Here is a 14,477-nt window from a genome sequence, read left to right on the forward strand (position 1 = left end):
GTTGGATGATTGAGAGGGGCTGCTCCTAGTACGAGAGGACCGGAGTGGACGAACCTCTGGTGTTCGGGTTGTATCGCCAGATGCATTGCCCGGTAGCTACGTTCGGAATCGATAACCGCTGAAAGCATCTAAGCGGGAAGCGAGCCTCGAGATGAGTCATCCCTAGAGCTTTACGCTCTCTAAAGGGCCGTTGGAGACCACAACGTTGATAGGCAGGGTGTGTAAGCGCAGCGATGTGTTGAGCTAACCTGTACTAATGACCCGTGCGGCTTAACCATACAACACCCAAGAAGTGTGAGACCTTGCGGTCAAGGCAACTACAGATTATTTCGAATAACGTCAGCTTTTCAGATTAAAGTTTATGCCTGGCGGCGATAGCGTTGTGGTCCCACCTGATCCCATGCCGAACTCAGAAGTGAAACGCAGCCGCGCCGATGATAGTGTGGCAGCTGCCATGTGAAAGTAGGTCACTGCCAGGCACCCAATACAAAAAGCCCGATTCGAAAGAGTCGGGCTTTTTTCGTTTTCGTGCTTTGAGGGCTTTGGCCTTCGCTCCTCCCCCTTCCTTCTGATCTGTCATACCAATCTAAGTAAGAATATGATCTATTTCAAAGCTGGATACTCGAGGCAACAGAGTCAGCTCCCACGACACGCCATAAACCCATCCATGGGGGCTCGGGAAATGCCATCCTTGGCATTTCACGGTCGTGGGAGCCGATCTCTGTTGCCTCTCCTTAAGCACCGAGTTGTCTGCAGGACGCTCCGACAGGCGACTCCGCAGCAGAGGGGCGGATGAAGGGTTCTACTCCAGCGACCATCACATGACAGGACGTCATGTGCTGAGCGTCGCAGGGATGCGGTTTAGCGTGTCGGTGGAGTAGACCCTTCGTTCGACCTTTACAGGGCAGCTAAATAGACCAGTTAGTTTTCCAGATTGGTATCACTTCATCTGTTACGGCTCCCAATTTAGTGAGCTGGTACTCATTCATGTTTACCCATTAGACAAGATTGCTTGCCTGAAGCCGAAAAACGGCATAGCGTTAGGTTGTAATAAAGCTGTCATTGCACTGTGCTTTAACTGGGCAATGACCATGATAAGGGCCAAGCCCGAGGGAGCATGTCTATGGACGACAATGACCGTAAACGCTTTATTCTGGATACCAACGTACTGCTGCACGAACCTCTCTCCATTTATTCATTCAATGAACATAACGTCGTCATTCCCATGACGGTGCTTGAAGAGCTGGATCGCATCAAGGATCGGCAAAAAGACGTCAGTCGGGATGCCCGGGTCGCGATTCGCACACTGGAAGGAATTTTTCACGACGCCACTCCCGAGCAGATTGTGGCCGGAGTCCCCTTGGGTCTTCAGGGCGCTGAAGCTTCGGGTACCATCGCCATCATTACCGACCGACACTTGCCGGAAGGCTATGCGGTATTTACCGATGATGAAGCCGATAACCGCATTATCAATACCGCACTCTATCTGCAAAAGCATACCGCCGAAGGCATGGCGGTGCTGGTGACCAAAGACATCAACATGCGGCTCAAGGCCAAGGGCGCGGGTCTGCAATATGTGGAGGACTACCGGTCCGATCAGCTGGTTGATGATATCCGTTTGTTATCCAAGGGTTTTTATCACCAGGAAAACAGCTTCTGGGATAGAGTGGGCGAGTGCGACAGCACCACTCATGGCCGGGAGGTCATTCATACCGTCGCCGACGAATTGTTGCCGGGAGCCTACATCAATCAGTACCTGGTTGATGACACGGATGACTTTGCCGGTCGTGTACTGAACAAGGCCGATGGCAAGGTCCGTTTCGTCGACCTGGGCCGAGAGCGAATGATGGGGCGCAAGGCCTGGGGGATTCATCCCAAGAACATCTATCAGGCCATGGCGCTGGATGCGCTGCTTGATCCCAATATCGAGCTGGTGATCCTCACCGGTCCGGCAGGCAGCGGTAAAACCCTGCTGGCCATGGCGTCGGCACTGGAAATGATCATTGAAAAAGGGATTTACGACAAGGTTATCGTGACGCGCAACACACCGGAAATAGCCGAAAGCATCGGCTTTCTGCCGGGAACCGAAGAAGAGAAAATGGCGCCCTGGCTGGCGGCCATCACCGATACGCTGGAAGTACTGCACAAGCAGGATGAATGCATGGACGGCTCGCTCAGTTACATCATGGGCAAGGCCAATATTCAGTTCAAATCGGTCAACTTCATGCGCGGGCGCAGCATTCAGAATACCTTCGTGCTGTTGGATGAATGCCAGAATCTGACCGCCTCGCAGCTGAAGACCATTATCACCCGCTGTGGTGAAGGCACCAAACTGGTGTGCTCGGGCAACCTGGCCCAGATAGACTCCAACTACCTGACCCCGGTGACCTCCGGGCTGACCTACATAGTGGAACGCTTCAAGGATTTTGAAGGCAGTGCCAATGTGTACCTCAACGGCGTGGTTCGCAGCCGACTCGCCTCCTTTGCGGAAGAAAATCTCTAGCGGCCGAGATAGGCCTTCAACTCTTTGGTTTGGGGAGCTGACAACAGCTCCCTTTTTCCTTGCTCCAGGATGCGGCCGTCATGCACAAAGGCGATGTTGTCGGCGACCCTGGCGGCTTCCTCCGGGTGGTGGGTGACCAGCAATACCGTCAGTTGCAGCCGATCGGTCTGATTGCGTAGCAGTTCCAGTAGCTCGAAGCGCAAGGCCGGATCCAGCGCAGAGAAGGGTTCATCCAGTAGTAACACCGGCTGGCGACGGGCCAGACAACGGGCCAGCCCCACTCTTTGTTGCTGACCGCCGGACAGGCTCGCAGGTTTGCGGTTCAGCAAGGCTTCTATGCCGACCTGACTGGCCACCTGCTGTACCCTTGCCTGTTGTTCTGGCGTGAGGCGCAACGAGGGGGCCAGGCCGATGGCGATATTCTGATACACCGTCATATGCCAGAACAGGTTATTATCCTGAAACAGGGTGGTGATCGGCCGCCGGGCCGGAGTCAGTGGCAGCAGATCCTGGTCATCATGCAGCAGTTGCCCGGAATCAATTTTGGTAAAGCCCCCCACCATGGCCAGCAGGGTAGACTTTCCGGCCCCACTGGGGCCGATAAGCGCGGTGACTTCACCGGCATTGGCCGCGAGGGTAAAACAGAGCTCCTGCTCCGGATAGCGGGAGCAGAGATTATTCAGTTGCAGCATCTTTGCCTCCCAGCACACCTTCTATCAAACCAAACAGGCCGAGACTCAGCAGCAACAGCATCAGCGCCGTGGCGGCGGCATCCGTCATCTGATAGTTGCCCAATTGCTGATACAGCAGCCAGGGCAGGGTCTGCAGTGACTGGCTGCCGAACAGGGCAATGGCACTGAGATCGCCGAGCGACAGCATCATCGCCAGCGCCAGTGCCAGCGCGATGGGCTTGCGCAGCAGCGGCCATTCCACCAGCCTGAGCCGCGCCATGCCCTGAACATCGAGGCTGGTACAGAGCCGGCCATACTGACGGGCAACCCGCTCCATCGGCAACTGCAAGGCGCGCAGCCCATAAGGCAACGCCATCAGGGCGTTGACCAGCAACACCAGTACCGGCCCCAGAGTAAAAACATCGGCCACGTTACGCAGCAAAATAAAAAGTCCGGTCGAGAGCACCACCGCCGGCAGCACCAGAATGACGGAGCCGGAGGCTTCCATCAGGGCGGCACCGAGCCTGCGATGTAACTGCAGACGCAAATAGCGGCTGCTGCTGAGTAGCCCCAGGGTCAGCAGTACCGACAGCAATGCCGCGCAGCCGGCAATGATCATCGAAGTCAGAGTGGCTTGCCACAGCTGGAGTGAATTCAGGGCGGGCCATAGTCGAGGGTTGAGGCCGCTGACGATGATGGCCAGCAAGGGCGGCAGAAACAGCCCCAGGCTCAGCGTCAGGATCAGGGCATCCCACAGGCGCACACCGATACGCAGTCTATCCGGCCGCAGCGCAAGCTCGTTGCTGCTGTTCTGCTCTGGCTGCACGCGAGTCAGCCCGTATTGCAGCAGCAGAAAACCGCTGCAGAACAACAGCTGCAACAAGGCGAGCATGCCCGCCAGTGGCAGATCGAAGTCGAAGCGCAACGCCTGATAAATGGCCACTTCCAGCGTGGTGGATTTAGGGCCGCCGCCCAGGGCCATGACGGTGGCGAAACTGGTAAAACACAGCATGAAGATCATGCTGGCCAATGCCGGTAGCGCACTTCTGATCGCCGGCCATTCCAGCCAGCGGAACAATTGCCAGCCGCTGAAACCGAGTTGGCTGGCGATTCGCCATTGACTGGCCGGTATGCTCTCTATGCCTTGCAGCAGAATACGGGCCGCCAGCGGCATATTGAAAAACACGTGAGCCAGCAGTATGCCGGCAAGGCCGTACAGATAACCCACAGACTCGAACCCCAGTGCCTGCAGCAACTGGTTCACCCAGCCCTGACGGCCATGCACGGTGACGATGCCGAATACCACCAGGATGACCGGCAGCACCAGTGACAGCCCGAACAACCGCAACAAGAGCCCCCGGCCCGGAAATTGGCGGCGGGACAGAGCCTGTGCCAGCGGAATAGCCAGCAGCAGGCTCAGCAGAGTAGACAACAACGCCTGATAGAAACTGAACCAGACAACATGGTGCAGGTAACTGTCGTGCAGCAGGCGAGACAGGCCGTTCTGACTGCTTTGCAGCAGCAGGGCGGCAATGGGTCCGGCAGTGAGCAGCAGAATACCGAGCAGGCTCAAGCTGCCCGGCAGCCACCAGTACTTGCGGTGCATCAGCGAGTGACGGCACTCAGCCACTGTCGAAGCCAGCCGCTGCGTTGGGTGGCCACCTGTTCGGCTCTAAACACGAGGCTCTGCTCGGGGCTGATCAGGGTATCGAAGCTGGCGGGTAACGGCGTCTCGATCACCGGATACATCCAGTTACCGGCGGGAATCTCTTGCTGAAAGGCGGGGCTGACCATGAATTGCATAAACTGCCTGGCCAGTTCGGGCTGTTGGCTGTTGCTGAGCATGGCTGCGACTTCTACCTGCAGATAATGCCCTTCCTCAAAGCCGGCGGCCCGATACCGGGTCTTTTGCTCGGCCTCGATATGGTAGGCCGGAGAGGTGGTGTAGGACAGCACCAGATCCGCCTCACCCTTGAGGAACATGCCGTAGGACTCGCTCCAGCCTTTGGTCACCGATACGGTACGCTTGGCCAGGTTCTGCCACACGGCCGGGGCCTCGTCACCATACAGCTTCTGTACCCACAGCATCAGGCCCTGACCGGGAGTGCTGGTGCGGGGATCCTGATACAGCAGGGTCAGTTCGGGGCGAGCCAGCAGTTCGGCAAAACTCTGCGGCGGCTGCTTCAGCTTGTCGGCGTCGTAGATAAAGGCGAAATAACCGTAATCGTAGGGCAGAAAGGTGCTGTCGCTCCAGCCGCCGGGCACCGTGATACCGTCCAGCGACTGGCCATGTTCGGCCAGCAGCCCGGTGTCCTTGGCGGCCTGCAGCAGATTGTTGTCGAGTCCCAGTATGATATCGGCCTTGTTATGACGGCCTTCCAGCCGCAGTCGATTCAGAATGGAGACACCGTCATCCAGCGCCACCAGCTCGAGCCGACAGGCACATTCGGCTTCAAAGGCTTGTTTGATGGCCGGACCGGGTCCCCAGTCGGACGCAAATGAGCTATAGGTATAGATGGTCAGAGTCGGTATTTGTGCCATTGCCTGGCCGGCTGTCACGAGCAGGGAAAGGGCAATAAGGAACTTGTTCACAGGCCACTCCTTGTGGATGGATAAGGCCGAAAGCTTGAATTCCTGCGCCGGCACGAGCCGGGGGCGATGCACGAGTATGATCTCAGCGGTTGGCCGCACCCCGTTTAAGAATGGCCGTTATTGTAGGGTTATTCTTTTTGCTAAACCAGTGTCTTATAAACCGTCTCTGATAAACCACAGCCTTATAAGCCACAGTCTGACAAGGAAGGTGAACCATGATGCCAGCTCAAGAAGAACAGCGAGTGTTCAGTCGTATGCAGCTCGACTCCAGGGTTATTCTGGCCACGACCCGGCAACGGGTAGAGGGAATTTGCCGTAACCTCAGTGCCGAAGGTGTACTGATGGAAGTGGCCACCGGTCAATGCGCGGTGGGACAGGAATGGCGGCTGGTGTTGCCTTCTGCCGACTCGGGGGTAGAGCCGCTGATTGCCACCGCGAGCGTGATCCGGGTGGATGCCGGAGAGAGCACCGACATGGTGGCGCTGGTATTGAGTGACGTGCACTGAGTCATGAGTACAAACAATAACGCCGGCTTGCGCCGGCGTTGACATCTATTACCTTGAAACCGCTTACAGCCAGCTGGGCTGCTTGGCCTCATAGGCGTCGATCTGATCCTGATGTTGCAGTGTCAGGCCGATGTTGTCGAGGCCGTTGAGCAGACAGTAGCGGCGGAACTCGTCGATTTCGAACGGGAAGTTGAGCTCGCCGGCACGTACCTGCTGGGCTTCCAGATCGACGGTGATCTCGGCCCCTTTATTGGCCTTGGCGTACTGGAACAGGGCATCGACCTGCTCTTCGGTCAGCCGCACCGGTACCATGCCGTTGTTGATGGCGTTGCCATAGAAGATGTCGGCAAAGCTGGGGGCGATGACTGCCTGCAGACCGAAGTCGGCCAATGCCCAGGGCGCGTGCTCGCGGCTGGAGCCACAACCGAAGTTTTCCCGTGCCAGCAGGATCACCGCCTGGTCGTAAGGAGTCTGGTTCAGCACAAACTCCGGGTTGGGCTGCTCGCCGGCATCATCGAGAAAGCGCGAGTCGTGAAACAGGTGCTTGCCGAAGCCGGACCGGGTGACCTTCTGCAAAAACTGCTTCGGGATGATCTGATCGGTATCTACATTGGCCGCATCCAAAGGGGCGGCAATACCGGTTAACTGCTTGAATCCGCTCATGTTGTACCCCTTATAATTCCCGAATGTCGACAAAGTGACCGAAGACGGCGGCGGCGGCGGCCATGGCCGGGCTCACCAGATGAGTGCGACCACCGCGGCCCTGGCGGCCTTCGAAGTTGCGGTTGCTGGTGGCGGCACAACGCTCGCCCGGCTGCAGCCGGTCGTTGTTCATGGCCAGGCACATGGAGCAGCCCGGCAGGCGCCATTCGAAGCCGGCTTCGATGAAGATCTTGTCCAGACCTTCCGCTTCTGCCTGGGCCTTCACCTGTTGAGAGCCGGGTACCACCAGTGCCTGTACGCCGGAGGCCACCTTGCGGCCCTCGGCGATGGCGGCGGCGGCGCGCAAGTCTTCGATGCGGCTGTTGGTGCAGGAGCCGATGAATACCTTGTCGATATTGACATCGGTGAGCTTGCCACCGGCCGGAATATCCATGTATTGCAGTGCCTTGACCGCAGACTGCCGCTCGGTGAGGTCTTTGATGTCTGCCGGAACCGGGATGATACCGTTCACCGGCATCACCTGGCCCGGGTTGGTACCCCAGGTGACCTGCGGCGCGATGTCGGCACCGTCCAGCTCGATAACGGCGTCAAATTCGGCGTCGTCATCGGACTTCAGGGTCTGCCAGTAGGCGACAGCCTGCTCCCAGTCGGCGCCTTCTGGTGCGAACGGCTTGCCCTTGAGGTAGTCGAAGGTGGTCTGATCGGGGGCAACCAGACCGGCCTTGGCGCCCAGCTCGATGGCCATGTTACAGATGGTCATGCGGGCTTCCATCGACAGCGACGCGATGGCGCTGCCACAGAATTCCACCACATAACCGGTACCGCCGGCGTGGCCGACCTTGCCGATAATGGCCAGCACCACGTCTTTGGCGCTGATGCCCGGCTTGAGCTCGCCGTTGACCTGAATCTTCATGGTTTTGGCCCGGCCCTGCTTCAGGGTCTGGGTGGCCATGACGTGCTCCACCTCCGAGGTGCCGATACCGAACGCCAGGGCGCCAAAGGCGCCGTGGGTCGCGGTATGAGAGTCACCGCAGACGATGGTGGTACCGGGCAGGGTCAGGCCCAGCTCGGGACCGATCACGTGCACTATGCCCTGGTACTTGTGGTGCAGATCATAGAGCGGTACGCCGAATTCTTCGCAGTTGCTGGCCAGCGTTTCCATCTGGATGCGGGCCATTTCACCGGAGGCGGCGATGTCGTTGGTCTGGGTGGACACGTTGTGGTCCATGGTGGCCCAGGTGCGATCCGGGCGACGCAGCTTGCGGCCTTTTTCGCGCAGGCCGTCGAAGGCCTGGGGCGAGGTCACTTCATGTACCAGATGGCGGTCGATATACAGCAACGGCGTTTCACCGGCCTGATCGCGCACCAGGTGGGCGTCGAAAACTTTTTGATAGAGGGTGGTAGCCATTAGTTTGCTCTCCGGATACGGGCGGTGATCTGCTCACCCATCTGGGCGGTGGTTTGCACCGGGTGGGCGGCGTCGGCACTGTAGAGGTCGCCACTGAAGTAACCGGCGGCCAGGGTTTCACTCACGGCACGTTCGATGGCCTGAGCGGCCTCTTCCTGCTTGAAGCTGTAACGCAGCATCAGGGCGGCAGACAGGATCTGGGCGATGGGATTGGCGATGCCCTGACCGGCGATGTCCGGGGCGGAGCCGCCGGCCGGTTCGTACAGGCCAAATCCCTTGTCGTTGAGGCTGACCGAGGGCAGCAGGCCCATGGAGCCGGTGATCATCGCCATTTCGTCGGAGATGATGTCGCCAAACAGGTTGGAGCACAGCATGACGTCGAACTGGGACGGATCCTTGATCAGCTGCATGGTGGCGTTGTCGATATAGATGTGGTTCAGGGTCACATCCGGATAGTCCCTGGCGACGTCGATGACCACTTCGCGCCACAGGATGGAGGCCTGCAGTACGTTGGCCTTGTCGACCGAGGTGACGATGCCGCGACGGCCGCGGGCGGCTTCGAACGCCAGGCGGGCGATACGTTCGATCTCGAAGCGGTGATAGACTTCGGTGTCGAACGCCTTTTCGTTGGCGCCGGTGCCTTCGCGACCCTTGGGCTGACCGAAGTAGATGCCGCCGGTCAGCTCACGCATGCAGACGATGTCGAAGCCGCGGGCGCTGATGTCGGCGCGCAGCGGCGAGAAACCTTCCAGACCCTGATAGATACGGGCCGGACGCATGTTGCAGAACAGCTTGAAGTGACCGCGCAGGGGCAACAGGGCGCCACGTTCCGGCTGCTCGTTGGGGGGCAGATTTTCCCACTTGGGGCCGCCCACCGAGCCGAACAGCACCGCATCGGCGGCTTCACAGCCGGCCAGGGTGGTTGCCGGCAGGGGAGTGCCGTGGTTGTCGATGGCGATACCGCCCACATCATGGTGGCTCAGTTCCAGGCTGAAACCGAATTCAGTCTGCACCTTGTCCAGTACCTTCAGCGCCTCGGTCATCACCTCTGGGCCGATGCCGTCTCCGGGCAATACGGCAACCTTGTAGCTTGCACTCATACTTACACTGTCTCCATACGAATTTTTTTCTGAATTTCTTCTTTCTTTTCCGCGACCTGCTCGGCCCGGTAGATGCTGTTGATCACATGTATCAGCGCCTGGGCCGAAGATTCGACGATGTCGGTGGCCAGTCCCATACCGTGGAACTTGCGTTCTTTATATTCGGCGACAATGTCTACCTGGCCGAGGGCATCTTTACCTTCGCCCTTGCTCTTCACTTCGTACTTGTCGATACGAATGTCGTAGCCGGTAACGCGGTTGATGCACTGGTAAACCGCATCGACCGGACCATTGCCCACGGCGGCTTCGTTGATGGTTTCGCCGCCGACGCTCATGCGCACGCTGGCGGTCGACATCACATTGCTGCCCGACTGTACGCTCAGGTAATTGAGCTTGAACTGCTCCGGCTCTTCGTGGATCTGGCTGAAGAACACCAGGGCCTCCAGGTCGTAGTCGAATACCTGACCCTTGCGATCCGCCAGTGCCAGAAAGCTGGTGTAGAGGGTATCGAGATCGTAGTCCTGCTCGGTGTAACCCATCTCGGCCATGCGATGCTTGATCACGTGGCGACCGGAGCGGGAAGTCAGGTTGAGCTGATTCTTGGGCAGGCCGATGCTCTCGGGGGTGATGATCTCGTAGGTATTCTTGTTCTTCAGCACACCGTCCTGATGAATACCGGACGAGTGGGCGAAGGCGTTGGCACCCACTATGGCCTTGTTGGGCTGCACCGGCATGTTGCACAGGTTACGCACCAGCTGGCTGGTACGGTAAATTTCCTGATGCTTGATATTGGTATGTACCCCGAGCAAGTCGCCCCGGGTCTTCATGACCATGGCCACTTCTTCCAGCGAGCAGTTGCCGGCCCGTTCGCCGATGCCGTTGATGGTACATTCGATCTGGCGAGCGCCTTGTTGTACTGCGGCGATGGAGTTGGCCACCGACATGCCCAGATCGTCATGGCAATGCACCGAGATGACCGCCTGATGGATGTTGGGCACCCGGTTGAACAGCGCCTCTATGATGCTGCCGAATTCGCTCGGCACCGTGTAACCCACGGTATCGGGAATGTTGACGGTGGTGGCGCCGGCCTTGATCACCGCTTCGACCATGCGGCACAGGTTGTCGATAGGGGTACGGCCCGCATCTTCGCAGGAGAACTCTACATCGTCAGTATAACCACGGGCATGCTTGACCGCGCCGACACTCATCTCCAGCACCGAGTCGAAATCCTTGCGCAGTTTGCTCTGCACATGAATGTCGGAGGTGGAAATAAAGGTGTGGATGCGAAACTGATCCGCGACCCGCAAGGCTTCGCCGGCGGCGTCGATATCGGCCTTGAGTGCGCGCGACAGGGCGCAGACTCGGCTGTTCTTGATGTGGCGGGCGATGGTCTGCACCGACTCGAAATCACCGGGTGATGAAATGGGGAAACCGACTTCCATCACATCTACGCCCAAGCGTTCTAATGCATAGGCAATTTGTAATTTTTCCTTGACCGTCAGGCTGGCGGAAAGCGCCTGCTCACCATCTCTCAAGGTGGTATCGAATATAATGACCTGGTTCGACATGTCGCTTTCCCTCTGTTGTTCCTTGCCGCCCGCGACAGATATAAAAAACCCGTGCGGATGGCACGGGTTTTAGTATGAATAGATGTGGATGATGAATTCCAGCTACGCTCGACCCGTGCGCTTGAGCACCTCTGAGGTTAGTAGTAGTAGCTGAATATGTTTGAACATAGCACTCATCACCGAAGAAGAATCCGTTAACAACGCTATACCAATAACGGGAATCGATGATGGTGTCAATATTAGCGACACCGATAACAAAAGACAGCTTGTGGGGTTGATAAGGTTATCATCTTGTTATGTGGTTTTTTATGTTGTTATTTAGCTTTTGACCTGGGTTTTAGTTCTTATTTTTTAATTATTATTGGTTTTTATGTCTCATGTCGGCGGTGGGTATTTTTTGCAGAAAAAGGGGTAATAATGATGTCATCTGTTCATCTCAACATAGTGCATGGTAGTGCAATGGTGTGACATGGCATTAACGGAGGCGTAGCCGGACCATGAAGGCGGCAACCCGGTTCAAACCGTGATTTGGTCTGACTTCAGGCTCGAAACTGGCCCCGTTTTCCGTATGGCGTCCGTGCTATAAAAACGCTGAGAGCTCTGCCTGGGCATGGTCGGACGTCGCTTTTTATAAAGCTCGTAGACAAGTGATTTAAAGCAGGTTAAGGTGATTTTTGATCCTTTTTCTGCCTATTTATATGCTGTGTGGCAGAAGTATTTGTTTCATAAAGATAAAAAACTGTTCACTTTGCCATATTACTTCAGTTCGACCGGGCTGTTCAGGCTGCGGAAGATGACAAGGTGAATGGAGTACAAGCCTGGAGGGCTTATCATGGAGATGTTATCAGGCGCGGAAATGGTAGTGCGGGCGCTGGAAGATCAGGGAGTCGAGCATATATTCGGTTACCCCGGCGGTTCAGTGCTTGATATCTATGACGCCTTATTTGAAAACGGCAAGATGGAACACGTGCTGGTTCGTCACGAACAGGCGGCCGTGCACATGGCCGACGGCTATACCCGCGCCACCGGCAAGGTGGGTACCGTGCTGGTCACCTCGGGCCCGGGGGCGACCAACTGCATCACCGGTATTGCCACCGCCTACATGGACTCCATTCCCATGGTTGTCCTGTCCGGCCAGGTGCCCACCTTCTATATCGGTGACGATGCCTTCCAGGAGACCGACATGATCGGTATCTCGCGGCCCATCGTGAAGCACAGCTTCCTGTGCAAGACCGCCGCAGATATTCCACTGGCAATCAAGAAAGCCTATTACATCGCGGCCACCGGGCGCCCAGGCCCCGTGGTGGTGGATCTGCCCAAAGATGTGCAGAATCCGAAAGAAAAGCATCCCTATGTGTACCCCAGCTCGGTGGAAATGCGCTCCTACAGTCCGACCGGTGTCGGGCATAAAGGCCAGATCAAGAAGGCGATGAAAGCCCTGGCCGATGCCAAGCGTCCGGTCATGTACGTGGGTGGTGGTGCCGTTACCGCCGAAGCCAGTGCCCTGGTGGTTCAGCTGGCCGAGTTGTTCAATCTGCCGGTGACCAACACCCTGATGGGACTGGGTGCCATGCCCGGCACGCACAAGCAGTTTGTCGGTATGCTCGGCATGCATGGCACCTATGAAGCCAACAAGACCATGCATAATTCGGATCTGATTCTGGCCATCGGTGCCCGCTTCGACGACCGGGTGACCAACAACGTCGAGAAGTTCTGTCCTCACGCCACCATAGTGCATGTGGATATAGACCCGACCTCGATTTCCAAGAATATCAAAACCCATATTCCCATCGTGGGCTCCGCCGATACGGTGCTGGCGCAAATGCTGGAAGCCATTCGCGAACTGGGTCTGAAAACCGACCCGCAGGCGATGAGCGACTGGTGGGAGCAAATCGAGCAGTGGCGCGCCCGTCAGTGCCTGAGCTTTGAAACCAGCGAGCAGTACATCAAGCCGCAACAGGTGATCCAGTCGGTCTATCGCATCACCAAGGGCGAGGCCATGGTCAGCTCCGATGTGGGCCAGCACCAGATGTTTGCCGCCCTTTACTATCCGTTCGACAAGCCGCGCCAGTGGATCAACTCCGGCGGCCTCGGCACCATGGGCTTTGGCTTGCCGGCGGCGATGGGTGCCAAGTTGGCGCGTCCCGACGCGGTGTCTGTCTGTGTCACCGGCGACGGCTCCATTCAGATGAACATTCAGGAACTGTCCACCTGTATGCAGTACAACATACCGGTGAAAATCATCTCCATGAACAACCATGCTTTGGGCATGGTGAAGCAGTGGCAGAAGATGTTCTACGAGGGGCGTCAGAGTCACTCCTACATGGATTCTCTGCCTGATTTCGTCAAGCTGGCCGAGTCTTACGGCCACGTCGGGATTCGGGTTTCCGACCCGAAAGAGCTGGATGCGGCGCTGGAGAAATGCTTCTCCATGACCGACAAGCTGGTGTTTATGGATATTCAGATTGACCCGGAAGAGCATGTGTATCCCATGCAGATCAAAACCGGAGCCATGGATGAAATGTGGTTAAGCAAAACGGAGAGAACCTGATGCGGCGTATTATATCCCTGTTGCTGGAAAACGAATCCGGCGCCTTGAGCCGGGTAGTGGGGTTGTTTTCCCAGCGGGCCTACAACATCGAGACCCTGACGGTGGCGCCGACCGAAGATTCGACCCTGTCACGGATGACCATCGTCACCACCGGTGATGATCGGGTCATCGAACAGATCACCAAACAGCTGAACAAGCTGGTGGATGTGCTCAAGGTCAGTGATCTGAGTGAAGGCGATCATATCGAACGGGAAATCGTGCTGGTCAAGGTACGCGCCGATGGTGCCAACCGCGATGAAGTCAAGCGTACCGCCGATATCTTCCGTGGCCAGATCGTCGATGTGACCCCGCACCTGTATACGGTGCAGCTGGTCGGCACCAGCGACAAGCTGGACGCCTTTATTCGCAACATGAGTGAAACCACCGAAGTGGTGGAAGTGGTTCGCAGCGGCGTCTGCGGCGTGTCGCGCGGCGAGAAATCCCTGCGCGCTTGAGTCCCGGTTGCCTGATGTTGAAAAACCGCCTGCGGGCGGTTTTTTATTGCCTGACGAACGGCTTTCCTTGCGGCGAGCGAACTATGCTTGGGGCAGGAGGTGCCGATGCGTTACGGGTGGGCAGGAGGGGGGCTGCTTTGGTTGTGCCTGGCGTTGATGCCGGCCCAGGCAGACAGTATGCGTTGCAACAACCGGCTGATCACCGACGGTGATCCCACCGCTCTGTTGTTGCTTTACTGTGGTGAGCCCCTGGTGCGGGAAACGGCCTGGCGGCATTATCGCAACCATTATGGCCGTTGGTACCAAGAGCCCGATGGCGAGCGTTGGACCTACCATTTCGGCCGCTACCAGTTCATGCAAATCGTCACCATCAGAAGGGGAAAAATTGTCAGCATCGAAAATGGCCCCCGCGGTTGAGTGG

At 57.4% G+C, this 14,477-nt stretch carries 12 protein-coding genes and 2 rRNA genes; 7 read left to right on the forward strand and 7 right to left on the reverse strand.

Annotated elements, in window-relative coordinates; translation table 11 throughout:
• From ABD827_RS06720 to ABD827_RS06730, 3 genes are all read left to right on the forward strand, one after another.
• Nucleotides 1–278: ribosomal RNA gene (locus ABD827_RS06720) — 23S ribosomal RNA — on the forward strand; the annotation flags it as partial.
• Between the two features lie 86 nt (nucleotides 279–364).
• Nucleotides 365–479 (forward strand): 5S ribosomal RNA (rrf, locus tag ABD827_RS06725).
• 644 nt (nucleotides 480–1,123) lie between these two features.
• Complete coding sequence (locus tag ABD827_RS06730) at nucleotides 1,124–2,503, forward strand: PhoH family protein (protein WP_298719800.1); 1,380 nt, start codon at nucleotides 1,124–1,126, stop codon at nucleotides 2,501–2,503.
• Here the strand turns inward: ABD827_RS06730 and thiQ are convergent.
• From thiQ to thiB, 3 genes are read right to left on the reverse strand one after another with little or no spacing between them, the layout of a single operon-like run.
• A complete protein-coding gene (thiQ, locus tag ABD827_RS06735; protein WP_344963529.1) occupies nucleotides 2,500–3,195 on the reverse strand; it encodes a thiamine ABC transporter ATP-binding protein in 696 nt (231 codons plus the stop codon). The genes ABD827_RS06730 and thiQ overlap by 4 nt on opposite strands.
• Nucleotides 3,179–4,780, reverse strand: coding sequence for a thiamine/thiamine pyrophosphate ABC transporter permease (thiP, locus tag ABD827_RS06740; protein ID WP_344963579.1), 1,602 nt, complete (start codon nucleotides 4,778–4,780; stop codon nucleotides 3,179–3,181). Before thiP ends, thiQ begins: the two co-directional genes overlap by 17 nt.
• On the reverse strand, nucleotides 4,780–5,715 hold the full coding sequence (thiB, locus tag ABD827_RS06745; protein WP_344963581.1) for a thiamine ABC transporter substrate binding subunit: 936 nt from the start codon (nucleotides 5,713–5,715) through the stop codon (nucleotides 4,780–4,782). The genes thiP and thiB overlap by 1 nt, the downstream gene beginning before the upstream one ends.
• Before the next feature lie 266 nt (nucleotides 5,716–5,981).
• Between thiB and ABD827_RS06750 the strand changes: the two genes are divergently transcribed.
• Nucleotides 5,982–6,272: a PilZ domain-containing protein gene (locus ABD827_RS06750; protein WP_344963531.1), complete on the forward strand. Its 291-nt coding sequence runs from the start codon at nucleotides 5,982–5,984 to the stop codon at nucleotides 6,270–6,272.
• A gap of 63 nt (nucleotides 6,273–6,335) precedes the next feature.
• Here the strand turns inward: ABD827_RS06750 and leuD are convergent, their stop codons facing one another.
• Genes leuD through leuA form a run of 4 tightly spaced genes read right to left on the reverse strand, consistent with a single transcriptional unit; the run spans nucleotide 6,336 to nucleotide 11,011 of the window.
• Nucleotides 6,336–6,935, reverse strand: coding sequence for a 3-isopropylmalate dehydratase small subunit (gene leuD / locus ABD827_RS06755; RefSeq protein WP_298719794.1), 600 nt, complete (start codon nucleotides 6,933–6,935; stop codon nucleotides 6,336–6,338).
• A 10-nt stretch (nucleotides 6,936–6,945) separates the two neighbouring features.
• Nucleotides 6,946–8,343 (reverse strand): 3-isopropylmalate dehydratase large subunit, encoded by a 1,398-nt coding sequence (gene leuC, locus ABD827_RS06760; protein ID WP_344963534.1) that lies wholly within the window; start codon nucleotides 8,341–8,343, stop codon nucleotides 6,946–6,948.
• Nucleotides 8,343–9,443 carry a 3-isopropylmalate dehydrogenase gene (leuB, locus tag ABD827_RS06765; protein WP_298719790.1) on the reverse strand — a complete coding sequence of 367 codons (1,101 nt, stop codon included), beginning with the start codon at nucleotides 9,441–9,443 and terminating at the stop codon, nucleotides 8,343–8,345. The genes leuC and leuB overlap by 1 nt, the downstream gene beginning before the upstream one ends.
• Before the next feature lie 2 nt (nucleotides 9,444–9,445).
• Nucleotides 9,446–11,011 (reverse strand): 2-isopropylmalate synthase, encoded by a 1,566-nt coding sequence (leuA, locus tag ABD827_RS06770; RefSeq protein WP_298719788.1) that lies wholly within the window; start codon nucleotides 11,009–11,011, stop codon nucleotides 9,446–9,448.
• 832 nt (nucleotides 11,012–11,843) lie between these two features.
• Between leuA and ABD827_RS06775 the strand changes: the two genes are divergently transcribed.
• The 3 genes from ABD827_RS06775 (at nucleotide 11,844) to ABD827_RS06785 (ending at nucleotide 14,473) form a co-directional block, all read left to right on the forward strand.
• Nucleotides 11,844–13,562, forward strand: a complete 1,719-nt coding sequence (locus ABD827_RS06775; protein ID WP_298719786.1) for an acetolactate synthase 3 large subunit — start codon at nucleotides 11,844–11,846, stop codon at nucleotides 13,560–13,562.
• Nucleotides 13,562–14,056: an acetolactate synthase small subunit gene (ilvN, locus tag ABD827_RS06780; protein ID WP_298719784.1), complete on the forward strand. Its 495-nt coding sequence runs from the start codon at nucleotides 13,562–13,564 to the stop codon at nucleotides 14,054–14,056. Before ABD827_RS06775 ends, ilvN begins: the two co-directional genes overlap by 1 nt.
• A gap of 105 nt (nucleotides 14,057–14,161) precedes the next feature.
• On the forward strand, nucleotides 14,162–14,473 hold the full coding sequence (locus tag ABD827_RS06785) for a DUF2845 domain-containing protein (protein WP_344963537.1): 312 nt from the start codon (nucleotides 14,162–14,164) through the stop codon (nucleotides 14,471–14,473).
• Nucleotides 14,474–14,477 lie beyond the last annotated feature (4 nt).

Origin of the sequence: Oceanisphaera sediminis (assembly GCF_039539745.1) — a bacterium.
Taxonomy (GTDB): Bacteria; Pseudomonadota; Gammaproteobacteria; order Enterobacterales; family Aeromonadaceae; genus Oceanimonas; species Oceanimonas sediminis.

What these genes read in the sequence shown, in the direction of transcription:
- ABD827_RS06730 (WP_298719800.1), top strand. Translation starts at nt 1,124, where the DNA reads ATGGACGACAATGACCGTAAACGCTTTATTCTGGATACCAACGTACTG.
- thiQ (WP_344963529.1), bottom strand. Translation starts at nt 3,195, where the DNA reads ATGCTGCAACTGAATAATCTCTGCTCCCGCTATCCGGAGCAGGAGCTC.
- thiP (WP_344963579.1), bottom strand. Translation starts at nt 4,780, where the DNA reads ATGCACCGCAAGTACTGGTGGCTGCCGGGCAGCTTGAGCCTGCTCGGT.
- thiB (WP_344963581.1), bottom strand. Translation starts at nt 5,715, where the DNA reads ATGGCACAAATACCGACTCTGACCATCTATACCTATAGCTCATTTGCG.
- ABD827_RS06750 (WP_344963531.1), top strand. Translation starts at nt 5,982, where the DNA reads ATGATGCCAGCTCAAGAAGAACAGCGAGTGTTCAGTCGTATGCAGCTC.
- leuD (WP_298719794.1), bottom strand. Translation starts at nt 6,935, where the DNA reads ATGAGCGGATTCAAGCAGTTAACCGGTATTGCCGCCCCTTTGGATGCG.
- leuC (WP_344963534.1), bottom strand. Translation starts at nt 8,343, where the DNA reads ATGGCTACCACCCTCTATCAAAAAGTTTTCGACGCCCACCTGGTGCGC.
- leuB (WP_298719790.1), bottom strand. Translation starts at nt 9,443, where the DNA reads ATGAGTGCAAGCTACAAGGTTGCCGTATTGCCCGGAGACGGCATCGGC.
- leuA (WP_298719788.1), bottom strand. Translation starts at nt 11,011, where the DNA reads ATGTCGAACCAGGTCATTATATTCGATACCACCTTGAGAGATGGTGAG.
- ABD827_RS06775 (WP_298719786.1), top strand. Translation starts at nt 11,844, where the DNA reads ATGGAGATGTTATCAGGCGCGGAAATGGTAGTGCGGGCGCTGGAAGAT.
- ilvN (WP_298719784.1), top strand. Translation starts at nt 13,562, where the DNA reads ATGCGGCGTATTATATCCCTGTTGCTGGAAAACGAATCCGGCGCCTTG.
- ABD827_RS06785 (WP_344963537.1), top strand. Translation starts at nt 14,162, where the DNA reads ATGCGTTACGGGTGGGCAGGAGGGGGGCTGCTTTGGTTGTGCCTGGCG.